The sequence below is a fragment of the Campylobacter sp. CFSAN093246 genome (assembly GCF_012889415.1).
Classification (GTDB): domain Bacteria; phylum Campylobacterota; class Campylobacteria; order Campylobacterales; family Campylobacteraceae; genus Campylobacter_D; species Campylobacter_D jejuni.
In genome coordinates, this window is the sequence record NZ_CP040613.1 from 516278 (window position 1) to 541047 (window position 24770).

Consider the following 24770-nt stretch of genomic DNA (forward strand, 5'->3'; position numbering starts at 1 on the left):
AATGAAGATTGATACTCACGCACATATATTTTTGAAAAAGTTAAATACGGTTGCAAATGCAAGATATAAGCCTGATTATGACGCTAGTTTTAAAGATTATAAAGTAAATTTAGATCATTATGATTTTAATAAAGGGGTTTTAGTTCAGCCAAGTTTTTTAGGTATTGATAATGAATTTTTGCTTCAGAGTATAGAAAAAGATGAAAATATAAAAGCTATAGTTGTGGTTGATGAAAATATTAAATTTGATGAGCTTAAAAAACTAAAAGAAAGAAAAGCTTGTGGAGTTAGATTAAATTTAATTGGCAAAGAATTACCAAATTTTAAAAGTATGGTTTGGACTCAATTTTTTGAAAATTTAAGTAAGCTTAAAATGCAAATAGAAATTCAAAGAGATTTAGATAATAATCTTGTTGATATTGTTGAAAATTTAATTCCTTATGGTTGTAATATTGTTATCGATCATTTAGCAAGAGCTAATGCAAACTTAACAAATTTAGAGGATTTAATTTGCTTAAAAAACTCTAGAATATTTTTTAAAATTAGCGGTTTTTATAGAGCAAAAATAGACTATGCTAATAATGAACAAGCTGTAAAATTTGCAAAGAAAATATATGAAATTTTAAAAGAACATTTTCCACTTAGCAATTTTGTTTTTGGAAGCGATTGGCCACATACAAATTTTGAAGCAAATATTAATTTTTCATCGGCTCTAGTGGCTTTTAATGAAGTTGTCGTATCTAAAAAAGAACAAGAGCAAATTTTAGGGGATAATGCTTGTGCTTTATTTGGCTTTTAAGCTTTTTGTTTTATCCTAAAGATGTATTTTGCAATGCGTTCAAAATGCACTCTTAGATAAGGTTTGTAAATCACAAAACCACCTAAAAGCCCTAAAATGCTTCCTATTACAACATCAATTAAACGAGCGAGTATTAATTTATCTGCATTTTCACTCATAAAATTAGCTGCTTCCGAAAGATAAGTAGCATAAGGAGTAAAGAAAATCATAGCTAAAGCATAGTTTCGATTGACTAAAAATTGTCCTATAAAAAACAAAGACATCATAAGTAAAATAAGCTCTATATCGTGAAATTGTTTAGATAAAAGCCACCATGCAAAACATACTCCTAAGGCCGTTCCTATGATGCGTTGAATTTGTTTAATCCATATAGAATTTAAAGTTACACCTTGCATAATAGCTGTGCAAGAAATGGCTATCCAATAACTTCTTTCAAGTTTTAAAAAAGTTCCTATAAATATAGAAAAAGCCACAAAAGAACCCATGATCAAAGAATCCACAAAAACTGCATCAAAACCTATGTATTCTCTAGGTGGAATTTCGCTAGGTAAAGCATTTTTAAATCCATAAATCACAACGATAGAATATAACAAAGCCATTAAATTAGCTACCATTGCTCCAAGAAAAACAAGACCTACTAAAAAGATAAAATCCTTAGCTTCAAAAGGAGAATAGGCTCCTAAAACACAAGAAAATACAAAGAAAAAATATCCAGGTGCACCAATGTTATAGTATCTAATTAAAATAGAACTTCCCATGGCCATAATTCCTATAGGGATGAAGGCAAAAATTGCAGGCAAAAAATGAGTTAAAATTCCTAAGAAAAAACTAGAAACTATGCCAAAAGAACAGCACATCACAACAGTCATTCTATGATATAAAGGAGTGTTTGGAACATATAAAAAAGACAAAGCTCCTATCATGGCAATGAGTCCATAGTTTAATTTTCCAAAAAATACACTAAGCCCTAAAACTATACCTACGCCTAAAGCCGCAAAAAAAGGCATTTGCCAAACTTGTTCGCTTGAATTTAATTTAGCAATTTCTTTAAAGTGTTGCTTTAGTATTTCTATTTTATTCACTCTCGAATTTGTCCTTCCCCATTGATTATATATTTATAAGTGCAAATATCTTCAATCCCCATAGGACCTCTTGCATGCAATTTGCTGGTTGAAATTCCAACTTCTCCACCAAAGCCAAATTCTCCTCCATCGCTAAAACGCGTTGAAGCATTAGCATAAATACAAGATGAGTTTATAAGGCGTTGAAATTTAGCGATATTTGAAGCATCATTTGAGATAATGGTTTCAGAATGCAAGGAGCTGTGTTTATTGATATGCTCTATAGCTTCATCGCAATCTTTTACTAATTTTACACTTAAAGCAAAATCAAGCCATTCTGTATCAAAGGTATTTTCATTTGCTTTAAAAATTTTTAAATTTGAGTTGTTAAAATAAGCCAAAGCATTTTCATGGGCGTGAATTTTTACCTTAAATTTTTCAAATTCAGGTATTAAAAGACTTATAAAATTTTTAGCAATTTTTTCATGGATTAAAAGCGTTTCTAAAGCGTTACAAACACTTACTCTTTGACACTTTGCATTAAGGATTATTTTTAAAGCCATATCTAAGTTAGCACTTTGATCTACAAAAGCATGACACAAGCCTTTATTTTGCTTAATGAGAGGAATTTTGGTATTGTTTGCAATTTCTTGTATCATATTTGAACTTCCGCGAGGTATGATCACATCGATTAAATCATCAAAGGCTAGAATTTGCAAGATTTCATCTCTTTGGGTAAACATAGCAAAACAATCTTGCAAATCAAATTCCTTAAGTACTTTATTAACAAGAGTAAATATAGCCTCATTTGTAAATTTTGCTTCACTTCCGCCTTTAAATACACAAGCATTGGAACTTTTTATCATTAAAGCTGCGATTTCAGCGCTAAGACTAGGCCTTGCTTCGTAAATAACACAAATGAGTCCTAAAGGAATACTCATCTTTTGTATGCTCAAACCCGCATAATTTTTCCAGCCTTTAGAAATTTTGCCTATAGGATCTTCGATGTAAGCGATTTTTTCTAGGCCTTCGCAAAGAGCTAAAATACGTTTTTCATCTAACAAAAGCCTATCTTTCATTGCTCCGCTTTTTGTGAAATTTGCCATATCTTTTTTATTTGCTTCTAGGATAATTTTGAAATTTTCTCTTAAAATTTGAGCTAATTTTAGAATAATTTTTTCTTTATCTTTGGGTGTTAAGTTAAGTAGTTTTTGAGAATTTTTCTTAATATTTTCAAGCAAATTTCGCATTTTTAATCCTTTATTTACAAAAAACTTGATAAATTATACAAAAAAATTTAGAATTGAAAGGTAAATATAAATGAAAAAAATAGATTTAATTGTAGTAGGTGCAGGTCCAACAGGGATAGGCTGTGCAGTTGAAGCCAAGCTTAAAAACAAAGAAGTTTTGATACTAGAAAAATCAAATAACATTTGTCAAACTTTAATGCAATTTTATAAGGATGGCAAAAGAGTAGATAAAGCTTATAAGGGATGCGAAGGAACCAATCACGGACATGTTACTTTTGAAGATGGCACCAAAGAAAGCACTATAGAAACTTTTCAAAACGCTTTAAAAGAGCACAATATAGAAGTTGAATTTGGTTCTGAAGTTGAGAGCGTTAAAAATGAAAATGGAGTTTTTTTAGTAAGTACAGCTAAAGGTGTTTATGAGTGTAAAAACATTATTGTTGCTATAGGTAGAATGGGTAAACCTAATAAACCTGATTACAAACTTCCTATGACTTTAACAAAAATCATTAATTTTAATGCCAATTCAGTTTTGGGAAATGAAAAAATTCTTGTTGTAGGTGGCGGAAATTCAGCAGCAGAATACGCTGTGGATTTGGCAAATTCAAATCAAGTTAGCCTTTGTTATCGTAAAAAAGAATTTACAAGATTAAATGATATAAATCTTAAAGATATTCACGAAGCTGGAAATTCGGGTAAGGTAGAGTTAAAACTAGGAATTGACATTAATGAAGTAGAAGATGATAATGGCAAAGCTAAAGTAAATTTTACCGATGGTACAAGCGATATTTATGATAGAATCATTTATGCTATTGGTGGTTCTACTCCACTTGATTTTTTACAAAAATGTGGGATTAATGTTGATGATAAAGGCGTGCCTTTAATGGATGAAAACAAACAAAGCAATGTTAAAGGCATCTTTGTAGCAGGAGATATTGCTACTAAAAATGGAGCAAGTATAGTTACAGGGTTAAATGACGCTGTGAAAATTCTTTCTGTGCTTTAAAATTTAGCCTTTGGGCTAAATTTTTATTTTAGTTTAATCTAGAAAATTCATATGCAAAATAAAATAAATATTAATAAACTTATTGCGAAATTACTTTATTTAAATTCTTACATACTAGGACTTTTGGCATTTTATTAGCGGTTTAAAATATTTTTAATTTTAAATATTTTAAGGATTATTATGTCAAGTATTTTTAGCACCTTAAGCCCTTTTAGGCTTTTTGTAAAATGTGCCGTGCCAAATGTTATAAGCATGGCTTTTATTTCTTTTTATTATATAGTTGATGGAATTTTTGTTGGAAAATATCTAGGAAGTGATGCTTTAGCGGCACTAGCCTTGATTATTCCCTTTATCATGATGTCTTTTGCTTTGGCTGATATGATAGCCATAGGATCAGCAGTGCAAATTTCTATGCATTTAGGTTTAGGCAAGAAGAATTTAGCTAGAAAGATATTTAGCTCAAGTATGTTGATTATCTTTATAATCTCTTGTTTTATCGGAATTTTGGAGTATTTTTTAGGACCTGTTTTGATTGATTGTTTAAATGTTAGCGATGAGATTAAAACGATGACTAAAGAATGTATGTTTGTTTTTGCTTTGTTTGCACCCTTTACTATGCTTTCTTTTGCTTTGGATAATTATTTAAGAATTTGCGGAAAAACTGCTTATAGTATGGTAATGAATGTGATTATAGCATTAAGCAATATAGTGCTTGATTATATTTTTATAGTCGAGTTGGGTTGGGGCTTATTTTCAGCTGCTCTTGCAACTTGTTTGGGACTTGTTTTAGGTGGTATTTTTGGAATTTTTCCTTTCTTGTTTCAAAATTTAGAGCTTAAAATTTCGAGCCTATATATGAATTTAAAAATTTTTAAAAATATTCTTTATAACGGAAGCAGTGAGTTTTTTGGCAATATTTCAGGATCTTTGTATAGTATTTTTGCAAATTTTGTTTTATTAAAAATTTCTGATACTCAAGCCGTGGCAGCCTTTTCTATAGTTTTATATATTGATAGTTTTATTATAATGCTTATTATTGCTATGGGTGATGCAATGCAGCCTGCGCTTAGTTACAACTATGCTAAAAAAGATTTTTCAAGAATCAAAGCTATTATAAAAGTGGTATTTTTTGCAGGGGGATTTTTATCTTTATTCTCTATAGTGCTTATATTGATATTTGGAGAAAATTTAATCACGCTTTTTACAAAAGAAAACAATCAAGAATTTAAAACTTTTGCTTATACAGCTTTGATGCTTTTTGCTTTTAATTATTTTTTTGCATGGTTTAATGTTCTAAGTGGTTCTTTTTTGACAGCTTTTAATAAGGCAAGCTTTTCTTTGGTTTTAAGTTTGGCGCAAAATTTATTTATACCTTTGTTTTTTCTTTTGTTTTTATCTTGTTTTATGGGTTTAAATGGAGTATGGCTAAGTCCATTTTTTGCTGAATTTTGTGTTTTGATTTTAGCTTGGATTTTTCTTAAAAGAATTTTTAAAGATCTATCTTTATAGGAGATAGATCTTTTTTAAATTTTATCAAAGGAGCTTTTTTATAATTTTTAGAATTTATATCCTATACCAGTTAGGACAATTTGATAGGTTTCATCATAAAATCCTATATCGCTATTTCTTTTTTCTATGCCATAATTTGCAAAACCATAAAGTCCGTTATAACCCAAAAATTGATTTTTAACAACTTTTAGATTAAGCTTAACTATATTACCATCTTGTTTTTTGTGGAAGATAGGATCAGTTCCTACTGCTTCATATTTGCTAAGATTTAAATTTGGAGTGAAGATGTAATCATTAGCAAAAGCCAAATTTGTTCCTATACTAAAACCATATCTTGAATAGCTTTGAGCTTTTCCGTCTGCATCATTGTAATCATAATTTAGTCCTAGGTTTAATAAGCTATAATTATAGTTTAATTCAATTTCGTGATAATATCCCTCCCTTTTTAAAGAGCTTTGTGCGATAGTGTCTTTATCATATTTGTTTTTGCTAAATAAATATGAAGTGGTAAATTTCCCAAAATCACTTTCATAAAGTTGAGAGATTTTAAAACCATATCTATCAACATCAGTTTCTTCTCTATTTCCTATTACATAAGGATTTGCATAAGCTTTTTCTCTTAAAGAGGAAATTACAGAAAAAGAAGTGCTAAAACGCTCTAAATAAGCTCTTTCGTAGCCTAAAGCTATACCGCTGATATCTCTTCCATTGTAGTTTTTAATAAAAATTCTATCATTATCTATAAGATTACCATAGTAAAGTTCTGCACCGATAAAAGGAATGAAAGAGGAGTGTGAATTATCAGCATTGTGACTGCTTAGATAATCGCTGTTTGCCAAGGTTGAAATATTACTTTTAATATCCCTTGCACCCACACCTATGCTTAAATTTCCACTAAAACCTTCTTGAAATTCTACAGCCGTAGCTGATTGGGTTAAAATGGAGGCTAAAACACAGGAAAATAAATATTTTTTCAAATGTTCTCCTTGAAATGTTTGTTGTTTGTAATTAAATTACATTTATAATTGTAACTAATATTACATTAAATATTTATAAAAAAATTAAGTTTTATAATTTAAGTTTTTTTAGATAGAATTTTTAGAATTAATTTATATTTATAAGGAAATTTAGTGCAGCAAGAGTATTATGACTTGGATTTAGAACGAGCTATTTTAAGCAGTTGTATCATGAGTGAAGAAGCTTATGCTAGTATAGCAGGTGATATTAGCCCAAAAGATTTTAGTCTTAAAGCTCACCAAGATATTTTTAAAGCGGTTATAGCTTGTAGTAATAACAAAGAGCCCATTTCTGTAAGTTTTTTAAGAAAACATAAAAAAATAGATGAGCAAATTTTAGCAGAAATTCTTGCCACTCCTTCTATGATAGATTTGCCTGCTTATGTAAATGAACTTCACGAAAAGTCCGTAAAAAGACAACTCTTGAGTTTTGCACATCTTTTGCCAACTCGTATCAATGAAGATCGTGCTGTAAGTGAAATCGCAGATGAAATTGGTAAAGAAATTTTTAGCATTACAAATCGTGTGAATTCTAGAGATATTAAAGATGTTGATATGGTAATATCAGAACTTTTTGAAGAATTTAAAAAGCAAAAAACTTTAGAAAATAAAGGTATTATAGGGCTTGATACAGGTTTTGAAGGTCTAAATAAAATGACAAAAGGCTTTAAAGGGGGTGAACTTATAATAATCGCCGCGCGTCCAGGTATGGGAAAGACAACTCTTTGTTTAAATTTCATTGATAAGGTTTTAAGACAAAAAAAAGGCGTGGCTTTATTTTCTCTTGAAATGCCTGCAACTCAAATCATGCAAAGAATGCTATCTTCTAAAACTTCTATTCCTTTGCAAAAAATTTTAACTGCAGATTTAAACGATGATGAATGGGAGCGTTTAGGAGATGCTTGCAATGATTATAGTCAAAAGAAATTATATATTTACGATAGTGGTTATGCAACTATTGCTGATGTAAGGGCTATTTTAAGGCGTTTAAAATCTCAAGATGAAAGTATAGGACTTTGTGTGATTGACTATATAGGGCTTATGATGAGTAATTCAAATTTTAATGATAGACATTTGCAAGTTAGTGAAATTTCAAGAGGACTTAAGCTTTTGGCTAGGGAGCTTGATATGCCTATTATCGCACTTTCACAACTTAATCGTGGCTTAGAGCAAAGGGCAAATAAGCGTCCTTTGATGAGTGATTTGCGAGAAAGTGGAGCTATAGAGCAAGATGCGGATGCTATTTTGTTTGTATATCGCGATGAGGTTTATAGAGAACAAGAAGAAAAAGAAAGAGAGAATAAAGCTAAAGCCGAAGGCAAAGCTTATCAAAGGCTTTTTATATCAAATCCTATGCAAGAAAATGCTGAAATTATTGTTGGAAAAAATAGAAATGGACCTGTTGGAACTATAGAAGTTGTATTTTTAAAAGAAAAATCTTGTTTTGTAGATAAACCTATAGGCTATGAAACTACTGAATTTACAGGCTAGCTTTAATAAAATAAGTTTTTAATATTTTAAAGTTATTTTTTACGACACAACCTGTCGCAAGGGTGTTTTATACTTTCTTTGTTATTTTAAAACAAGGAGAGAAAATGTTAAAACAAATCGCATTTGGTAGTATAGCTCTTACAGCTACAGGATATGGCATAAAAAAATTATACGAAAAATTATCCAAGCCAGAAAGAAAATTTGATACACATGCTATTGTTCCAAGCTGTAAGGATGTAATCAATACCGAAGAATACAAACTCAAAAGAGAGCTTGAAATCGAACAAAAGAAAAATCAAATTCAAGAATTTCTTTGCGAATGCATGGAGTGTTATAGCGGCTTTTCAAAATATTTTAATTCTAAGGAATTTTTAGAATTTGAGCAAAATTTTACCTCTAAAAATAATCACAAAACAGAATTTCTTTTGTCGTCTTATAAAGATCAAATGATAAAAGTGATCGACTATGCTAAAAAATTTAAATGCTTGAGTGCTTTTTTGGAAACACAAAGCGAAAAAAATGACTTAGCGGTTGTAAAAATGATAAGTGAAAGTATGGAGAGAAAAACACAGAGATTTTATCTGCAAACAAAATTTCAAACTTTTCCTCAGTATATTTTTCCTTCTGTGTGGAGTTCTCCTATGTGGGATAAACAATGGGAATAATACTTGGAATTTTAAGCCTTATAGCTGGCTTTGTTGCCATAGTGTTGATGTGTAGTTTGTATTTTATAGCGTTTATGGTTTTTGTTGGCATAGCGATACTTATTTTTCTTTCTATGCAACCTTATCCTTATAATATAATATTTTGTGCTATATATTTAATCACAATTTTAGCGCTAGTGCTATGGCGTAAAACTTAAAAATTTCACTTCTCCCTTGACTGGGGGGGGGGATTTGATAAAATACAAAAATTAAAAACAAGGAATTATTAAAATATGAATAATTATATACATTTAGAAGAATTGGATTTAAAAGCCAATTATGCGGATTTAGAAAAAGAGTTGGAAAATTTATCTAAAAAAGAATGTCTAAGAATAGAAATTGATAAAGGTTTGGAAAATTCACTTAAAGAACTTGAAGATTTAATGGAAAAATTACCCGAACAGCAAACCCAAACACTTTTTGAACAATGCACTAAAAATGCAATGGATGCTGTGACAGGGCATTTTGGACTAGCTTCAACAATCTTAAATGCAAAAGATGGTGGGAATGTAACAACACTACATAACTTTGAAAAAGGTATTGTAGCAACAGAAGAAGATTTACAAAAGCTTACAAAATATCAACAAGGCTATAAACGAGATTCAAACTATGATAAAATAAAAGATAATATAAGAGATAATTCTCCAAAAATTGTACGTAGTGAATACACAGGTGAAGAAATGGAAAGGGGTGCTGGAAAGAATAAAGCGCAACTAGATCATGTTATTTCTTTAAAGGAAATTGATAGAGATCCTAATATGCATTTATTTTTGGATGATGCAATTAGGGCAGAAATAGCAAATCACCCTGACAATCTTAAGTGGCTTGATGCAAGTGCTAATGCTTCTAAAGGTGATAGAGATCTTATGGAGTGGGGTAAAGAAATTGATCCAAAAACAGGAAAAACCAATTTTGAAAAATATGGAATCGATGAAAAAAAAGCTGAAAAAATTTACAATACAGCCAAATCAAACCTAAAAAAGAAAGTTATAAAAGAAAAAATTGTCAAATATTCTAATGAAGTTTTAAGTACAGGTGCTAAAGATTCAATGAAAATCTTTGTTTATTCTGCCTTTGGAGTTGTCTTAAAAGATTTTATTGAAGCTGTTGTTATTGAATTAAAAACCACCTTTAGAGAGTTTGGAAAAGAAAATATTAAAGAAATTTTTAAACGATTTGCACGCAGAATGGAAAAAGTTTGGGAAAAGATAAAGGCAAAATGGAAGGATATATTCAAAGGTTCTTTAGAAGCAGGAATTCAAGCATTTTTTTCTAATTTGTTGGTTTTTATTATTAACACTATTTTTACAACTTTAAAAAAAATAGTGCAAATCATACGTGCAGGCTTTACTTCTCTATATCAAGCTGTAAAAATCATTATTAATCCACCTAAAAATATACCAAAAGATGAAATTTACTTTGAAGCATCGAAAATTTTTGTTAGCGGGATGATTTCTGCAATTTCAATGTTAGGAAGTGAAATGATCCACAAGTTTCTGCTGTCAATACCTGGATTTAATGTATTTTTGTCACTACCTATCCCTTTTACCGATGAAACAATAGGGGATGCCCTTTCTTTATGTATTTCAGCGGCTGGTGGTGCTGTATTGAGCACTATAGCTATTTTTTATATGGATAAGTGGAGAAGCAATTCCAAAATTGGCAATTTACAAATACAAATTGTAACTCAAAAAAATTTGATAGTACAATACAAAATTGCCAAAACTTGGTTTGCATTGAATGATGCTTATCATATTGTAAAAAACGAAACTTTAGCAACTATACAACAAATCAAAAAAGATAACCAAATGAGAGAGCAAAGTTCTCAAGAAGTAGAAACAGCAATTGAAGAATTTGAAAATTGTAATATCACTAAAAAATTATACAAAAAACTTAATCAAACTAAGGAGAACTGATGCTAGAACTTATCACACAAAAAGATCAAGATTTTTTGCAAAATATTGAAAACCTTGATGAAGAATATATTCAAAAATTTATTAATAAAAAAATCAGTGAAATAGCTATAGCTATTGAAACAGCAGCAGAGAATGCTGATAAAGCAAAAGATAGAACACAAAAAGCCAAAAATCTTAATACAGATAGTGATTGGCAAACTTATATACCAATTTTTGGACGTTGGCTTGGAGAAACATCAGAAGAAAAAAAAGAAATTAAATCCAATATGATCCTTGAAGTAGCAGAGTTACAGAATGAATCAATGAATCAAATGACAACAATTCTAAAAGAAGTTGTAATATTTTTTACTTCCAGTTTTTGTATTGCTACGCGTATGAATCAAGCTTTATCTCTTATTATTGCGCAAGGTTTTGTAAAGAGCGATGGCAAGGTAATTCGTTTATCTAAAGCCGCTAAAGAACAATTTCAACAAATACAAAAGTTCACATTGAGTTTTATAGAAGATCATGAAAAACACAAAGATACGATAAATAATATTCAAGTAGAATTAGATAAAAAAAATCAAATTGATGATGAGCAATATAAACTCATAGAAAAACATTATCAAGAATTTATACAATATAAAAATTATAATGACAAAATTGTTCAAGAGCAAGAATGTAAAATCAATGAATTGAAAGATATTTTAAATAAAAGAAAAAATGTTTTTACAAATAGCATTTCAATTTTAGCTTTGATAGTTTCTGTTGCGTCGATTGTATTATATTTTATAGGGCGTTAATTTATGAATTTTTTAAGTTCTTTAAAAGATAAGGCGGTAAATGCTTCAGAAGCAATTAAAGACAAAACTATTAAGACTGCTGAAGTTGTTAAAGATATTGGAATGGAAGTAAAATGTGGGATTGGTTGGCACGCGGGTGAATATCAAAATGAAAAAGATAAACCAAAATGTTTTTTTTCCAAAATTTGCCCTGATTGCGGAAAATATCTTACAAAAAATCAACATGATTTTGAAGCTCCTGAAATATTAAATCCTGATAATTGTTATGGATATAGACGATGTACTCTTTGTTCTATTCAAGTGTTTGATAATTTTCATAATTATTATGAAATCAAAAAAGATGCAAAATGCAGAATGCACGAAAAATGTAATTTATGCGGACATGAAAGATTAGGACAAACAAGACACAATTGGAAATATGACGAAAACGGGCAAAAAATTTGTCTAGATTGCAAAGAAACAGTATAAAGACAGATGTTTTCTAAAATTTTCTCATCTCTTAGCCTTGCAAATGCGTTTAAAGGCTTTTTATTTAAACGCATTTCAAGCCCTATGCAAAGTGCTCGTATTATCAGTATGGTTTTAGATATAAAAAATGCTTTTAATGACAGCAAAGATCAAGCAAGTAGTATTTGTAAAACTTTGGATTTGATAGTAAATTTTAAAAAAGAACACCCGCAGGATTTTAACGAGTTGTTTGAAATTTTAAAAGATCTCATACAAGAATACGAGCAAAATCCTAATAAAATCAAGCAAAATCTCAAAGAAATCCTAAAATAAGGCAAAACATGAACCACCTTTTAATCCTTTATAACCCCTACTATCAAGAAGATGTCATCAAGCAACATTTAAGCATTTTGCAAGAAAAATCCCAAGTTGCCTTTGGCAAAATCAAATCAAAACTCAACGATCAAGAAAAGCAAAATTCCTTAGAAGAAATTTACCAAAGTACAAATGAAGAAAATTTCTTGCAACTTTTTTTAAGCGATTATGCTAATTTATTTGTCGCTAAGGTGGTAAAAATTTCTAAAAATGTCGATGAAAGTTTGATTCCTAGTTATTATAAAGAAAAAAATTTAGAAGTGGAAGACTTTTTTATCATCAGTGATTTAAGAGAATTAGTCAGGGAAGATTTTAGTCTTTTAAGAGATAAATTTTTAGCCAATTTCATCACCCCAAACGATCACACCTATGCCATTTATGGCAATAATTACACCTATCCTTTGCCTGTGAGATTAAAAGAAGAGTGTTCTTATTTTTTAGGAGATGAAAAGCATTATCTAAGCGTGTATAAAAGCAAAGAATACCTAGCCATGCAAGAAAATTTCATACGCTTTGTTTTTGGCAAAAGGATTTTTTATCTCTTGCACCCTGATAGCATAAGCAATATCATTCGTGCAGAATTGGAGCTTTTACAAAGCGAAAACGATCTTTTAAATGATTTTACAAGCATTGTAGTCAAATACTCCAAAACCTTAGAATATGAAATTTACGCTTTTGCCAAAAAAGTTCTTTTAAAAGCTTGTATGAAAGATCCTAGCCTTTATGATTTAGCTTATAATGTCCAAGGCAAATCTTTTATACTTAAAGATTTTTTTACCCAAAAGCCTAATCTTGGAAGTATTAAATTTCTACTCAGACATGAAAATATCCAATATCATTTAGGAAAAAGTTTAACTCAATTTATCAATTATCCTTTTTCAAAAAGTCTTACTCTCATTCAAGAAATCCGTAATGAAGCCGTTCATGCAAAAGCCCCAAGTTTAAATGAAGTCAAAAAACTTAGAAATGAAATTTTAGGCATAGAAGGTGTAAGCTTGTTAAAAAGAATTTTAACCCACAAGGAAATTTCATGAAAGAATACGACAAATTAAGCATACGCTTGGTGCAGATTTTATCAAAATTTAACAATGGGGAAAGTCTAAGCGCCCAAGAGCTTGCACAAGAGTTTAATGTCGATACAAGAGTCATACAAAGGGATCTTAACGAAAGACTTACTTTTATGCCTATTAAAAAAGAAAATGGAAGATATGTTTTAGAAAGCTTTGCTTTGGGAAAATTAAGCTTTAAAGATATACAAAATTTCGCCACCTTAAGTGGCATTGCTGAGCTTTATCCAAAACTCGATCAAGGCTTTATAGTTGATCTTTTAAGCCATAGGGTAAATAAAGTTTTGATGGTAAAAAATGAAGGTTTTCAAAAGGTGGATTATGAGCTTTTTAAAGATCTTGGTGTGGCTATACTCAAACACAATGTGTTAAATTTTTTCTATAAGGAAAAAGAACGCCAAATCAAACCTTACAAACTCGTAAATTACAAGGGAATTTGGTATCTTTTAGGGGATGAAAACGATAAATTAAAACATTTTAATTTAGATAAAATTTCAAAACTTCGCACTAAAAATGAAAATTTTATTCCCAATGAAAAACTTGAGGAACAAATCCAAAATGATCCTAATATCTGGCTTGGAGAAAGCAAAGAAGTGATTTTAAAACTTGATAAAAATGCTAAGGAATATTTTTTTAGAAAAGAAATACTAAGCAATTATCAAATCATTGATGAAGATGAAACAAGCTATACTTTAAGCACTCAAGTTTCCTATGAAGATGAAATTTTACATTTGGTTAAACAGTGGATTCCTTATATAAAAATTCTAGCTCCTATAGAACTGAAAATACGGCTAGAAGATATTTTAAAAAGTTATTTAAACAATCTATCTAAATAAAATTTATTTTAAATCCTTAACTGGTTGCGAAGGGGAGATTTGAACTCCCGACCTTCGGGTTATGAGCCCGACGAGCTAACCACTGCTCTACTTCGCGGCATATAATATCTTTGAAATATAAAATAAGAAGTGGATGGGGTAAAGGGATTCGAACCCCTGAATGACAGGACCAAAACCTGTTGCCTTACCGCTTGGCGATACCCCAATAAATATTTTTTAAAAGTGTGATTATAATGAATTTTAATTTATTTGTCAAGCAATTTAAGTTATAATTTTAAAAATTTTAAGGAAATAAAAATGAAATTTGTTAGCGTAGAACAAGCGATTAAGGATTTACAAGCAGGAAAAATGCTTGTTATGGTAGATGCAGAAGATAGAGAAAATGAAGGCGATTTAATCTTTCCTGCGCAATTTAGTACTCAAGAAAAAGTAAATTTCATGATAAAAGAAGCTCGTGGTGTGGTTTGTGTAGCCTTAGATGAAGCTTTAGCAAAAAAATTTGAACTTCCTTTAATGGTGCCTAAAAATACTTCAAACCACGAAACTGCTTTTACTATAACCGTAGATGCAAAAGACGCTACAACGGGAGTTAGCGCCTATGAAAGAAATATGACTATACAAATTTTTGCCGATGATAATGCTAAGGCGAGTGATTTTGTAAGACCAGGGCATATCAATCCTTTAATCGCAAAAAAAGGTGGGGTTTTAGAACGCACAGGTCATACAGAAGGCACGGTTGATCTTTGTAAATTAGCAGGATTAAAAGGTGCTTGTGTGATTTGTGAAATTGTAAAAGATAATGGAGATATGGCAAGAAGAGAAGATCTAGAAATTTTTTGCCAAAAACATGATTTAAATATGATAGCCGTAAGCGATCTTATAGAATATCGCCTAAAACATGAAAGCCTTATTAAGCTTGAAGAAAAAAGTCAAAGTGTTTTAGCAGGCTTTAAAGCAGAAAAATTTATCTTTAGTGATCATAATCAAACCCAACACATAGCTTTTTGCTTTAAAGATATCAAAAAATGTGAAAATGTTAAATTTCATATCAGTGGTAGTGATTTTGAGCTTTTAACTTCAGATAAATTTTCAAAACTTTTAGAGCAAATCAAATTTCTTAGTGAAAATGGTGGCGTTATAGTTTTCATGCAAGGAGAAAAATCCAGTACTACTCAATACAAAAACTATGGTATAGGAGCACAGATTTTAAGATATTTTGGTATAGAAGAAATTAAACTTTTATCTCAAAGTTGTGATAAAGACTATATAGGCTTAGAAGGTTTTGGTTTAAATCTTAAAGCTTGTAATTTTAACTAAAAAGGAAAAAAATGACTTTAAAAGAACAAATTTTAAACGATATCAAAGAGGCAATGAAACAAAAAGATGATTTTAAAAGAGATAGTTTAAGAACTCTAAATGCAGCTTTTAAGCAAATAGAAGTGGATGAAAGAATAGAGTTGGATAATGAAAGAATTTATAAAATCATTGCAAGTGAAATCAAAAAACGCAAAGACGCAATCGAACTTTATCTTAAGGCAAATCGTGAAGATTTAGCACAAAAAGAACAAAATGAAATAAGTCTTTTTGAAATTTATCTGCCTAAACAACTAAGTGATGAGGAGTTAACTTTAGCCTTAAAACAACTTATAGAAGAATTGGGCGTAAGTTCACTAAAAGAACAAGGTTTGGTAATGAAAGAAGCTAAAATAAAATTAGGTGCGAGTGTTGATGGCAAAAGACTTAATTTAGCACTTAAAGAGCTTTTACAATAATTTTTTGGAGTGTTATTATGAAAGAGTTAAGCGGTTCGGCAATGATTTGCGAGGCTTTAAAAGAAGAAAATGTTAAAATTGTTTTTGGTTATCCTGGAGGCGCTGCGCTTAATATTTATGATGAAATTTACAATCAAAAGTATTTTAAACATATTTTAGTGCGTCATGAACAAGCGGCTTTGCATGCTGCTGATGCTTACGCAAGAATGAGCGGAGAAGTGGGCGTAGCTATAGTTACAAGCGGACCAGGTTTTACAAATACTATTACAGGTCTAGCTACGGCTTATAGCGATTCTATCCCTTTGGTGTTGATTTCAGGGCAGGTGGCAAATTCTCTTATTGGTACAGATGCTTTTCAAGAAATTGATGCAGTAGGCATTTCAAGACCTTGTGTAAAGCATAATTATTTAGTTACTTGTATAGAAGAGTTTCCACGCATTTTAAAAGAGGCTTTTTATATAGCAAGAAGTGGTAGACCTGGGCCTGTGCATATAGATGTGCCAAAAGACGTAAGTGCAACTTTGGGGCTTTGGGAATACTCTAAAGAAATTTCCATGAAGACTTATAAGCCCGTTTATAAGGGTAACTCAAAGCAAATTAAAAAATTTGCAGAGCTTTTAAAAGAAGCAAAAAGACCTTTGTTTTACTTAGGTGGAGGTTGCATCAGTTCTAATGCAAGCGAGCAAATCAGAGAGCTTATAAAATTTACAAAAATTCCAGCAGTTGAAACTTTGATGGCGCTTGGAACTTTAAGAAGTGATGATGTTTTTAATCTTAAAATGGCAGGTATGCATGGAAGCTATGCTGCTAATATGGCTTTAAGTGAGTGTGATTTGCTTGTGAGTGTAGGAGCGAGATTTGATGATAGGATTACAGGAAAAACAAGTGAATTTGCTAAACATGCGACTATAGTTCATGTTGATATTGATCCTAGTTCTATTTCAAAGATTATCAATGCGCATTATCCTATAGTAGGAGATATTAAAGAAGTTCTTAAAGAGCTTTTAGAAGAGCTTAAAAAGGAAAATTTCAACACAACTTTTAAAGAATGGCACGAAACTTTAAAGCGTTATAATGAACTTTATCCGCTTTCTTATGAAGATAGCAATGAGATTTTAAAACCGCAATGGGTGATTGAAGAATGTGCGAAAATGGCTCCAGATGCAAGGATTATTACCGATGTGGGTCAGCATCAAATGTGGGTGGCACAGTTTTATCCTTTTAATTATCCAAGACAACTTGCAACAAGTGGAGGGCAAGGAACTATGGGATATTCTTTACCTGCTGCTTTGGGTGCAAAGCTTGCCGTGGGTGAAGAAGTGGTGATTAATTTCGTAGGTGATGGATCGGTTTTAATGAATATCCAAGAGCTTATGACTGCTTATGAGTATGGTATAAAAACTATAAATATTATTTTAAATAATGCCTTTTTAGGTATGGTAAGACAATGGCAAAGTATGTTTTATAAAGAGCATTTTTCACAAACTGATTTAAGCACTCAGCCTGATTTTATCAAAATTGCTCAAGGTTTTGGTTGTGAAGGTTATGAAATTTCAAGCAAAGAAGAATTCATTCAAGCTTTTAGCCAAGCTTTAAAAAGTGATAAAACCTCTCTTTTAAATGTAAAAATTGATCGCTTTGAAGATGTTTTACCTATGGTGCCTGCAGGAGGTGCGATTTATAATATGATTTTACCAAAGGCAAAGGATAGACAATGAGAAGGGTTTTATCGGTAATTGTTTTAAATGAGCATGGGGTTTTATCTCGTATAGTAGGACTTTTTTCAGGAAGAGGTTATAATATTGACTCGCTTACAGTAGCACCTTTGGAAAATAAAGAATTTTCTCGTATTAATATAGTCACTTCAGGAAATGAAAGAACTTTTGAGCAGATAGTTAAACAACTTCATAAGCTCATTCCTACTTATAAAGTGATAGAAAGTGAAGAATTTATTGACAAAGAAATGGCTTTGGTGAAAATTCCTTTAAATGAAAATTTAGGTGGACTTGATGCCGTTTTGAAAGCTTATAATGGTACTATTGCAAATAGCAATGAGAATTTTTTGTTTTTAATGGTTGCTGATGATGCAAATCGCATTGATAATTTTTTAAAAACAATTAAAAAATACAATCCTAGTGATATAGTTCGCAGTGGATCTGTTTTGATGGAGATTAAATGAAATTAAGTGAAATAGCAGAATTTTTAAGCTTGGAATATAAAGGCGAGGATATAGAAATCAGTGCTTTAAATTCTTTATTGAAAGCAAATTTTACAGAGCTTACTTATTGTGATGGTGAGAAAAATACCAAAGATATACCTCACACAGGAGCTGCTGCTATTTTAGTATCTAAAGAATATGAAAATTTAGTACCTAAAGATACTAAAGCTTTGATTACTCAAAGTCCACATTTGAGTTTTGCTTTTTTAAGCAAGCTTTTTGCTAAACCTTTGATAAGCACAGCTAAAGAAAAAGTACAAAATATCGCAAAAAGCGCAAGAATCATGCCTAGTGTTTATATAGGTGATAATGTAAATATCGGTGAAAATGTAATCATTATGGCAGGAGCTTATATAGGCGATAATGTCAGCATTGGTGATGAGAGTATTATTCATCCTAATGTAGTGATTTATAATGATACTAAAATCGGTAAAAAATGTCATCTGCTTGCTAATTGTGTAATAGGAAGTGACGGTTTTGGTTATGCGCACAATAAAAACGGCGAACATTATAAAATTTATCATAATGGCAACGTGGTTTTAGAAGATTTTGTAGAAGTGGGGGCTTGTACAACTATAGATAGAGCAGTTTTTGATAGTACTATTATCAAAGCAGGTACTAAGGTAGACAATCTAGTTCAAATCGGACATAATTGCAATATAGGTCAAAATTGTATCATTGTGGCGCAAACTGGAATTTCAGGTTCAAGTGAGTTAGGACGCAATGTTATTATGGGTGGTCAAAGTGCAACGAGTGGACATTTAAAAATAGGCGATTTTAGCACTATAGCTGCAAGAGGCGGTGTGAGTAAAAATTTAGAAGGCGGGCGTGTTTATGGAGGTTTTCCTATCATGCTTCAAAAAGATTGGCTAAAACTTCAAGCTAAAATAGCAATAAATTTTAAAGAAAAATCACAAGATTAGCATCGCATCGCCATAAGAGTAAAAGCGATATTTTTCTTTTATGGCGAGTTCATAAAGTTTTAAACACTGTTCTCTACCGATAAAAGCTGAAACTAGCATGATAAGAGTAGATTTTGGTAAATGAAAATTGGTTAAAAGATGATTTTGTCTTATAGGTGGATTTTGCGGGTGTAAAAAAAGATCACAAAAACCATTTTTTGTTTTAGTTCTTGTATAATATTCTATGGTTCTTGTTACCGTTGTTCCTACGCCTAAAATAGCTTGTTTAGAATCTATAATTTCACATGCTTGCTGCGGAATATTAAAAAATTCGCTATGCATTTTATGCTCTTGTATATTTTCACATTCCACGCTTTTAAAGGTTCCAGCTCCTACATGCAAGGTTAAATGATAAATTTCGTGTTTTTTTCTTAAATTTTCAAGCATAGTCTCACTAAAATGTAAACTTGCAGTCGGAGCAGCCACTGCGCCTAAATTTTTTGCAAAGATACTTTGATAATCTTTCAAATCACTTTTTTCATCCTCCCTTTTAATATAAGGAGGCAAGGGTATATGTCCTATCTTGTCAAGCAGGTTGTAAAGATTTGAGGTGTCTAAGGTTTTATCATTTTGAAAAAAATGAACTTTTCGAAGACCATCATTTAAAAGTTCTACAACGCGCGCTTTTAAATCCTCTTTAAAATATAAGATTTCATCTTTTTTAACGCGCCCTTTAATTTGAGCTAGAAAAAGTGGATTGTGAGAATTTAAAAAAGGTTGATGTAAGAAAAGTTCTATTTTTCCTCCGCTTGCTTTATTACCATAAATTCTTGCTTTAATAACTTTGGTATCATTGAAAAAAATCGCGCAGTTGGGTAAAAAGTCGTGTAAATTTTTAAAAGTAGTGTGAAAAATTTCTTTGTTTTTGCGATCAAAAACCAAAAGCCTAGCATCTTCTTTTGGATTTGTAGGATAGTTGGCTATGAGTTCATTAGCTAGAGTGTAATCATAGCTTGAAAGAAGTAAGTCTTTATTCATTACTTTCTTTATCTTTTGGGACAGGATTTACCTTTTGAACAATTAAAATAGAAAGTCCATAAAGTCCGCAAAGTGGTCCTGCCATTAAAAATTGAGATAAAACATCAGGTGGAGTCATAAAGGCTGAAAAAACAAAAATAACTAAAACAGCTATGCGAAAATGGCGTTTTAAAAAACTATCATCTATAAGTCCGACTTTAGCAAAGAAAAAGGCAATTACAGGCATTTCAAAAGCTAAGCCAAAAGCCACAACAACTTTTGTAAAAAAATCTACATAAGTTCCTATGGTAATTACAGGATTAAAATCTTCATTTAAACCAAAATTAATCAAAAATTTAAAAGCCAAAGGCACTACAACAAAATAGCAAAAACAAGCCCCCAAGGCAAACATAATGCTTGCAAAGCTAACAAAAGGCACCACAAGGCGTTTTTCATTATCATAAAGTCCTGGAGCTACAAATTTCCAAAATTGCCAAAAAATTACAGGTAGAGAAAAGATAAAGGCTGCAAAAAAACTAACCTTCATTGCGGTAAATAAGGCTTCTTGTACTTCAATTATATTTACATGTTTGGCTACTTCGGGTAAAACAGCTATAAGTGGAGCTTTTAGAATATCTAAGATATAGCTTCGTAGAGCAAAACATACAATAAACATAACTACAATGCAAGCAACGCTTATAAAAAGGCGTTTTCTAAGTTCTATTAAATGAGGTCTTAATTCTTCAAACATTTATTTTTCCGTTTTTATCTTGTGTTTCTAATTTGCTAAGATTTGGTTTTTCTTCTGTATTTAAATTTTGTCCGCTAAGGTTATTTTTTACTTTATCATCTCTGCTATCAAAGGTTAAATCTACCTTTGTTTTATCTAAAATATCTCTCTTAAGGTCATCAAATTCTTCAAAGCTGAGTTTTTTGCGTATATTTTCATTAGTGCTTGAAAATTCATCTTTGTATTTCTTAGCTTCTTCTTTTAAGTCATTGATGCGTATTTCTTTTTCTATGCTTGATTTTGCATCATCTATGTTGCGTTTTACAGCCTTTAGAATTTTTGCTATTTGTACTATAGCTTCTGGAAGTTTATCAGGTCCTAAGACTAAAATCGCTACAACTAAAATAACTATAATTTCACCAAAACTCATTAATCATTACTCTTTGATTTGATATTTTAATAAATATTTTACTTAAAAAACTTAAATTTAAGATGAGAGATATAAAGCAAGTTCATCGCTAATGAGAAAATTAGGATTAAAATATCTTTTATTTTTGTAAAAAAGTTTTTTTTCTTTTAATAATATATTTATTTTGTCTTTTTGCCATTGATTGAGTTTTGTTTCATCAATCCCTACTATACTTCTAAGTCCTAAAAATAGGTGCTCTAAATTCAAGTCTTTGGAACTTAGTTGCTCTATAGATCTAAAAGTAGGATTTTCTATGTAATTTTTTAAATTTTTTGCTGTATAAAAACGCTTATTTTCATAAAATCCTACTGCACTTAATCCACAAGCTAGGTAGTTTTTTCCTTGCCAATAAGCAAGATTATGTTTGCAAATTTGGGCTTTGGTTTTTGAAAAATTACTGATTTCATATTGAAAAAAGTCAAGCTCTAGAAGTTGTTTGATGAAAAATTTCATTAAATTAGGAGCATTTTTTTTGAAATGTTCTTTTTTAGCAAAGGCTGTGTTTGATTCTATGGTTAAATTATAAGCACTAAGGTGTGTGATTAAATCCTTGATTTGTTTTAAGTGTAAGAGTTCAAATTCAAGCATTTTTTTATTGTCTAATTTCGTATCATAAATAAGATCTAAATTGATATTTTTAAAACCTACTTTATTTGCGTTTTCTAATGTTTTGATAATCATTTCTTGATTGTGAATTCTTCCAAGAAAGTGAAGTTTTTTAGGATGAAAACTTTGAACTCCAAAAGAAATGCGATTAACTCCTAGATTTTTCATATTTTTAAGCCAATTTAATGTTGCTGAGTTGGGATTAGCTTCGCATGAAATTTCTACATTTTTATCTAGTAAGGGATATAAAATTTTAAAAATATCTTCATAATTATACGCATTAACACAACTTGGTGTTCCTCCGCCTATGAATAAGGTTTTAATTTGATTTGATTGAATGTTAAATTGTTTTAATTGAAAAACAATATCTTCTTTTAAAGCCTGAAAATAAGCTTTTTCATAATCATTTTTTTTCAAACTTGTAAAAGCGCAATAATTACATTTGCTTTCACAAAATGGAATATGGATATAAAAATGCATAAAAACCCTAAAATATTTTATTAAATTTTTAATGTATTTTAATAAAAATTTGATTTGATTTAGGTTAAAATTATATTCTTGAGATTTAAGGAAAAATATTGTGGAAAACGAGAAAAATTATAGACCAAATGTTGCAGCTATTGTTTTATCAAGTTCTTATCCTTTTGAGTGTAAGATTTTTATAGCTAAAAGAAGTGATATGGATAATATTTGGCAATTTCCACAAGGAGGTATTGATAAAGGTGAAAGTGTCAAAAACGCTTTATTTAGAGAACTAAAAGAAGAAATAGGCACTGATGAGGTTGAAATCATTGCTGAGTATCCAGAATGGTTGAGTTATGATTTTCCGAGTAAAATTGTTAAAAAAATGTATCCTTATGATGGGCAGATTCAAAAATATTTTTTAGTGCGTTTAAAGCACGGTGCTACAATCAATATCAATACTAAGCATCCTGAATTTGATGATTATCAATTTGTGAGTGTTAAACAAATTTTTGAAATGATTAATCATTTCAAAAAAAATATTTATGTTAGAGTGATCAAATATTTTGAAGAGAAAGGTTATATCTAAAATGCTTATAGTTCAAAAATATGGTGGAACAAGCGTTGGAACACTTGAGCGTATCGAAGCAGTAGCCAATAGGGTTATCCAAAGTGTGCAACAGGGTAATCAACTTGTTGTTGTAGTATCTGCAATGAGTGGGGTGACAAATACTCTTATCGAGCAAGCTGAATATTTTAGTAAAACTCCTAATGGTAAAGATATGGATATGCTTTTAAGCAGCGGAGAGCGTGTAACAAGCGCTTTACTTTCTATCGCTTTAAATGAAAAGGGTTGTCCCGCTATATCGTTTTCTGGGAGAAAAGCAGGAATTATTACAGATAGTGTTTTTACAAAGGCAAGAATTCATCATATTGATACAAAAGCGATAAAATCAGAACTTCAAAATGGTAAAATAGTTGTTATAGCAGGTTTTCAAGGTGTAGATGAGGAAGGTAATGTAACTACCTTAGGGCGTGGTGGAAGCGACTTAAGTGCTGTGGCGGTGGCAGGTGCCTTAAATGCGGATTTGTGTGAAATTTATACCGATGTTGATGGGGTTTATACAACAGATCCAAGAATTGAACCAAAGGCAAAGAAATTGGATAAAATTTCTTATGAAGAAATGCTTGAACTTGCAAGTTTGGGTGCAAAAGTTTTGCAAAATCGCTCTGTAGAGCTTGCAAAAAAATTAAATGTTAACTTAGTAACTAGAAGTAGTTTTAACAATAACGAAGGAACAATGATAACAAAGGAAGATGGAATGGAACAAGCTTTAGTAAGTGGTATTGCTTTGGATAAAAATCAAGCAAGAGTGACTTTAAGAAATATAGAAGATAAGCCTGGAATCGCAGCTGAAATTTTTTCTGTTTTGGCAAATGAAAATATTAATGTAGATATGATTATACAAAATGTTGGAGTTGATGGCGCTACAAATTTGGGTTTTACGGTTCCTCAAAATGAACTTGAATTAGCTAAAAATGCTATGCAAAAAATTTTAAGCTCAAAAACAACTATAGAAAGTGATAGTGCTGTAGTAAAAGTTTCTATAGTCGGCGTAGGCATGAAATCACATTCAGGAGTGGCAAGTAAAGCTTTTAAAGCTTTAGCTGATGAGGGGATTAATATCGGTATGATTTCTACTAGTGAAATAAAAATTTCAATGATAGTTCATGAAAAATACGGAGAACTTGCAGTTAGAGCACTACATGAGTGCTACGGACTTGATAAATAAATGAGTGATTTTTTAAGTTTTACTCTTGAAAATATTCGCAATGGCGGAGCTTTTATGGCATGGTTAGAGTCGCGTCGTTTAGAATGGGCTCCTTTGATGGCTGCAAGACTTAAATATCTTTTAGAGGGACGCACTTTTGTCTTAATGTGCGATGAACAAAGATCTTGGTATGAAGAGTATTTTTTAAAAAATATAAATTCAAAAGCCACTCGTCCCATGCTCCCTTTTGTGTCGTTAAATTCTTTATGTAAGAAGAAAGTACAAAGTTCAGAAGATATAGCTTTACTTAATGACTTGCTTGACATTTCTTTTCCTAATGGTTATGTATATTTTTATATAGGAAGTGCTTCTGATAATAAATCTTTAATCGCTAAATCAAGAGATGATAGTTTATTGTGGCTTTTTGATGAGCAGTTACAAGATAGTTTTTATTTAAATTCTAAAGATAAAGACTTGGATATCAAGCTTATTAGTTTATATCAACTTTTTGATGTAAGTTTGGATGCAATATTATTTTCCAAGGTGCAATTAGGATAAATATT

Annotated in this window: 27 protein-coding genes and 2 tRNA genes; 20 read left to right on the forward strand and 9 right to left on the reverse strand. The window is 30.6% G+C overall.

Annotated features, from left to right (window positions below; all coding sequences use genetic code 11):
• Position 1 precedes the first annotated feature (1 nt).
• On the forward strand, positions 2–799 hold the full coding sequence (locus FBE87_RS02745; protein WP_002868069.1) for an amidohydrolase: 798 nt from the start codon (positions 2–4) through the stop codon (positions 797–799).
• On the opposite strand, the gene FBE87_RS02750 is transcribed toward FBE87_RS02745, so the two are convergent.
• Both FBE87_RS02750 and FBE87_RS02755 read right to left on the reverse strand, forming a co-directional pair.
• Positions 796–1881, reverse strand: a complete 1086-nt coding sequence (locus tag FBE87_RS02750; protein ID WP_002868070.1) for an FUSC family protein — start codon at positions 1879–1881, stop codon at positions 796–798. The genes FBE87_RS02745 and FBE87_RS02750 overlap by 4 nt on opposite strands.
• The gene (locus FBE87_RS02755) at positions 1878–3110 is read right to left on the reverse strand and encodes a glutamate-5-semialdehyde dehydrogenase (protein ID WP_002858629.1); all 1233 of its coding nucleotides are present in this window, start codon (positions 3108–3110) and stop codon (positions 1878–1880) included. Before FBE87_RS02755 ends, FBE87_RS02750 begins: the two co-directional genes overlap by 4 nt.
• Before the next feature lie 70 nt (positions 3111–3180).
• Here FBE87_RS02755 and FBE87_RS02760 point away from each other — a divergent pair, with 70 nt between their 5' ends.
• Both FBE87_RS02760 and FBE87_RS02765 read left to right on the forward strand, forming a co-directional pair.
• Complete coding sequence (locus FBE87_RS02760; RefSeq protein ID WP_002868072.1) at positions 3181–4116, forward strand: NAD(P)-binding domain-containing protein; 936 nt, start codon at positions 3181–3183, stop codon at positions 4114–4116.
• Between the two features lie 180 nt (positions 4117–4296).
• A complete protein-coding gene (locus FBE87_RS02765) occupies positions 4297–5625 on the forward strand; it encodes an MATE family efflux transporter (RefSeq protein ID WP_002869959.1) in 1329 nt (442 codons plus the stop codon).
• A gap of 47 nt (positions 5626–5672) precedes the next feature.
• Here FBE87_RS02765 and FBE87_RS02770 read toward each other — a convergent pair whose 3' ends face one another.
• On the reverse strand, positions 5673–6602 hold the full coding sequence (locus FBE87_RS02770) for a DUF2860 family protein (protein ID WP_052790160.1): 930 nt from the start codon (positions 6600–6602) through the stop codon (positions 5673–5675).
• Between the two features lie 153 nt (positions 6603–6755).
• Between FBE87_RS02770 and FBE87_RS02775 the strand changes: the two genes are divergently transcribed.
• The 9 genes from FBE87_RS02775 to FBE87_RS02820 all read left to right on the forward strand — a co-directional run bounded on the left by FBE87_RS02775 (position 6756) and on the right by FBE87_RS02820 (position 14259).
• Complete coding sequence (locus tag FBE87_RS02775) at positions 6756–8132, forward strand: replicative DNA helicase (protein WP_165433069.1); 1377 nt, start codon at positions 6756–6758, stop codon at positions 8130–8132.
• A 62-nt stretch (positions 8133–8194) separates the two neighbouring features.
• Entirely contained in the window at positions 8195–8797 is a 603-nt protein-coding gene (locus FBE87_RS02780) for a hypothetical protein (RefSeq protein ID WP_002864511.1), read from the forward strand.
• A complete protein-coding gene (locus tag FBE87_RS02785; RefSeq protein WP_002931517.1) occupies positions 8788–8994 on the forward strand; it encodes a hypothetical protein in 207 nt (68 codons plus the stop codon). The genes FBE87_RS02780 and FBE87_RS02785 overlap by 10 nt, the downstream gene beginning before the upstream one ends.
• Positions 8995–9069: 75 nt before the next feature.
• A complete protein-coding gene (locus FBE87_RS09180) occupies positions 9070–10752 on the forward strand; it encodes a hypothetical protein (RefSeq protein ID WP_002884498.1) in 1683 nt (560 codons plus the stop codon).
• Positions 10752–11534 (forward strand): hypothetical protein, encoded by a 783-nt coding sequence (locus FBE87_RS02800; protein ID WP_002854816.1) that lies wholly within the window; start codon positions 10752–10754, stop codon positions 11532–11534. The genes FBE87_RS09180 and FBE87_RS02800 overlap by 1 nt, the downstream gene beginning before the upstream one ends.
• Positions 11535–11537: 3 nt before the next feature.
• Complete coding sequence (locus FBE87_RS02805; RefSeq protein ID WP_002869110.1) at positions 11538–12002, forward strand: hypothetical protein; 465 nt, start codon at positions 11538–11540, stop codon at positions 12000–12002.
• Between the two features lie 6 nt (positions 12003–12008).
• Complete coding sequence (locus FBE87_RS02810; protein WP_052798784.1) at positions 12009–12314, forward strand: hypothetical protein; 306 nt, start codon at positions 12009–12011, stop codon at positions 12312–12314.
• An 8-nt stretch (positions 12315–12322) separates the two neighbouring features.
• A complete protein-coding gene (locus tag FBE87_RS02815) occupies positions 12323–13390 on the forward strand; it encodes an HP0729 family protein (protein WP_063674938.1) in 1068 nt (355 codons plus the stop codon).
• On the forward strand, positions 13387–14259 hold the full coding sequence (locus FBE87_RS02820) for a YafY family protein (protein ID WP_168977217.1): 873 nt from the start codon (positions 13387–13389) through the stop codon (positions 14257–14259). Before FBE87_RS02815 ends, FBE87_RS02820 begins: the two co-directional genes overlap by 4 nt.
• A 21-nt stretch (positions 14260–14280) precedes the next feature.
• On the opposite strand, the gene FBE87_RS02825 is transcribed toward FBE87_RS02820, so the two are convergent.
• Together FBE87_RS02825 and FBE87_RS02830 are read right to left on the reverse strand one after the other, a co-directional pair.
• A tRNA-Met gene (locus tag FBE87_RS02825) sits at positions 14281–14356 on the reverse strand.
• A gap of 33 nt (positions 14357–14389) precedes the next feature.
• A tRNA-Gln gene (locus FBE87_RS02830) sits at positions 14390–14464 on the reverse strand.
• A gap of 92 nt (positions 14465–14556) precedes the next feature.
• Between FBE87_RS02830 and FBE87_RS02835 the strand changes: the two genes are divergently transcribed.
• Genes FBE87_RS02835 through lpxD form a run of 5 tightly spaced genes read left to right on the forward strand, consistent with a single transcriptional unit; the run spans position 14557 to position 19172 of the window.
• Entirely contained in the window at positions 14557–15576 is a 1020-nt protein-coding gene (locus FBE87_RS02835) for a bifunctional 3,4-dihydroxy-2-butanone 4-phosphate synthase/GTP cyclohydrolase II (RefSeq protein ID WP_002935089.1), read from the forward strand.
• Positions 15577–15587: 11 nt separating this feature from the next.
• Positions 15588–16031: a GatB/YqeY domain-containing protein gene (locus FBE87_RS02840; protein WP_002852081.1), complete on the forward strand. Its 444-nt coding sequence runs from the start codon at positions 15588–15590 to the stop codon at positions 16029–16031.
• A 17-nt stretch (positions 16032–16048) separates the two neighbouring features.
• Entirely contained in the window at positions 16049–17749 is a 1701-nt protein-coding gene (locus FBE87_RS02845; RefSeq protein ID WP_002867695.1) for an acetolactate synthase large subunit, read from the forward strand.
• Positions 17746–18210, forward strand: coding sequence for an acetolactate synthase small subunit (gene ilvN / locus FBE87_RS02850; RefSeq protein ID WP_002852211.1), 465 nt, complete (start codon positions 17746–17748; stop codon positions 18208–18210). The genes FBE87_RS02845 and ilvN overlap by 4 nt, the downstream gene beginning before the upstream one ends.
• Positions 18207–19172 carry a UDP-3-O-(3-hydroxymyristoyl)glucosamine N-acyltransferase gene (lpxD, locus tag FBE87_RS02855; protein ID WP_052799939.1) on the forward strand — a complete coding sequence of 322 codons (966 nt, stop codon included), beginning with the start codon at positions 18207–18209 and terminating at the stop codon, positions 19170–19172. Before ilvN ends, lpxD begins: the two co-directional genes overlap by 4 nt.
• On the opposite strand, the gene queA is transcribed toward lpxD, so the two are convergent.
• From queA to hemW, 4 genes are read right to left on the reverse strand one after another with little or no spacing between them, the layout of a single operon-like run.
• On the reverse strand, positions 19161–20189 hold the full coding sequence (gene queA / locus FBE87_RS02860) for a tRNA preQ1(34) S-adenosylmethionine ribosyltransferase-isomerase QueA (protein WP_002867696.1): 1029 nt from the start codon (positions 20187–20189) through the stop codon (positions 19161–19163). The two genes, lpxD and queA, sit on opposite strands and share 12 nt — an antisense overlap.
• Positions 20182–20919 (reverse strand): twin-arginine translocase subunit TatC, encoded by a 738-nt coding sequence (gene tatC / locus FBE87_RS02865; RefSeq protein WP_002859093.1) that lies wholly within the window; start codon positions 20917–20919, stop codon positions 20182–20184. Before tatC ends, queA begins: the two co-directional genes overlap by 8 nt.
• Positions 20912–21328, reverse strand: a complete 417-nt coding sequence (tatB, locus tag FBE87_RS02870; RefSeq protein ID WP_002852097.1) for a Sec-independent protein translocase protein TatB — start codon at positions 21326–21328, stop codon at positions 20912–20914. Before tatB ends, tatC begins: the two co-directional genes overlap by 8 nt.
• Positions 21329–21385: 57 nt before the next feature.
• Positions 21386–22453, reverse strand: a complete 1068-nt coding sequence (hemW, locus tag FBE87_RS02875; RefSeq protein WP_002873383.1) for a radical SAM family heme chaperone HemW — start codon at positions 22451–22453, stop codon at positions 21386–21388.
• Positions 22454–22553: 100 nt separating this feature from the next.
• On the opposite strand from hemW, the gene FBE87_RS02880 reads away from it, so the two are divergent.
• Genes FBE87_RS02880 through FBE87_RS02890 form a run of 3 tightly spaced genes read left to right on the forward strand, consistent with a single transcriptional unit; the run spans position 22554 to position 24765 of the window.
• On the forward strand, positions 22554–23024 hold the full coding sequence (locus FBE87_RS02880; protein WP_032581179.1) for an RNA pyrophosphohydrolase: 471 nt from the start codon (positions 22554–22556) through the stop codon (positions 23022–23024).
• 1 nt (position 23025) lies between these two features.
• Complete coding sequence (locus FBE87_RS02885; protein WP_052799281.1) at positions 23026–24228, forward strand: aspartate kinase; 1203 nt, start codon at positions 23026–23028, stop codon at positions 24226–24228.
• The gene (locus FBE87_RS02890; protein WP_002852154.1) at positions 24229–24765 is read left to right on the forward strand and encodes a HobA family DNA replication regulator; all 537 of its coding nucleotides are present in this window, start codon (positions 24229–24231) and stop codon (positions 24763–24765) included. It begins immediately after the preceding gene.
• Positions 24766–24770 lie beyond the last annotated feature (5 nt).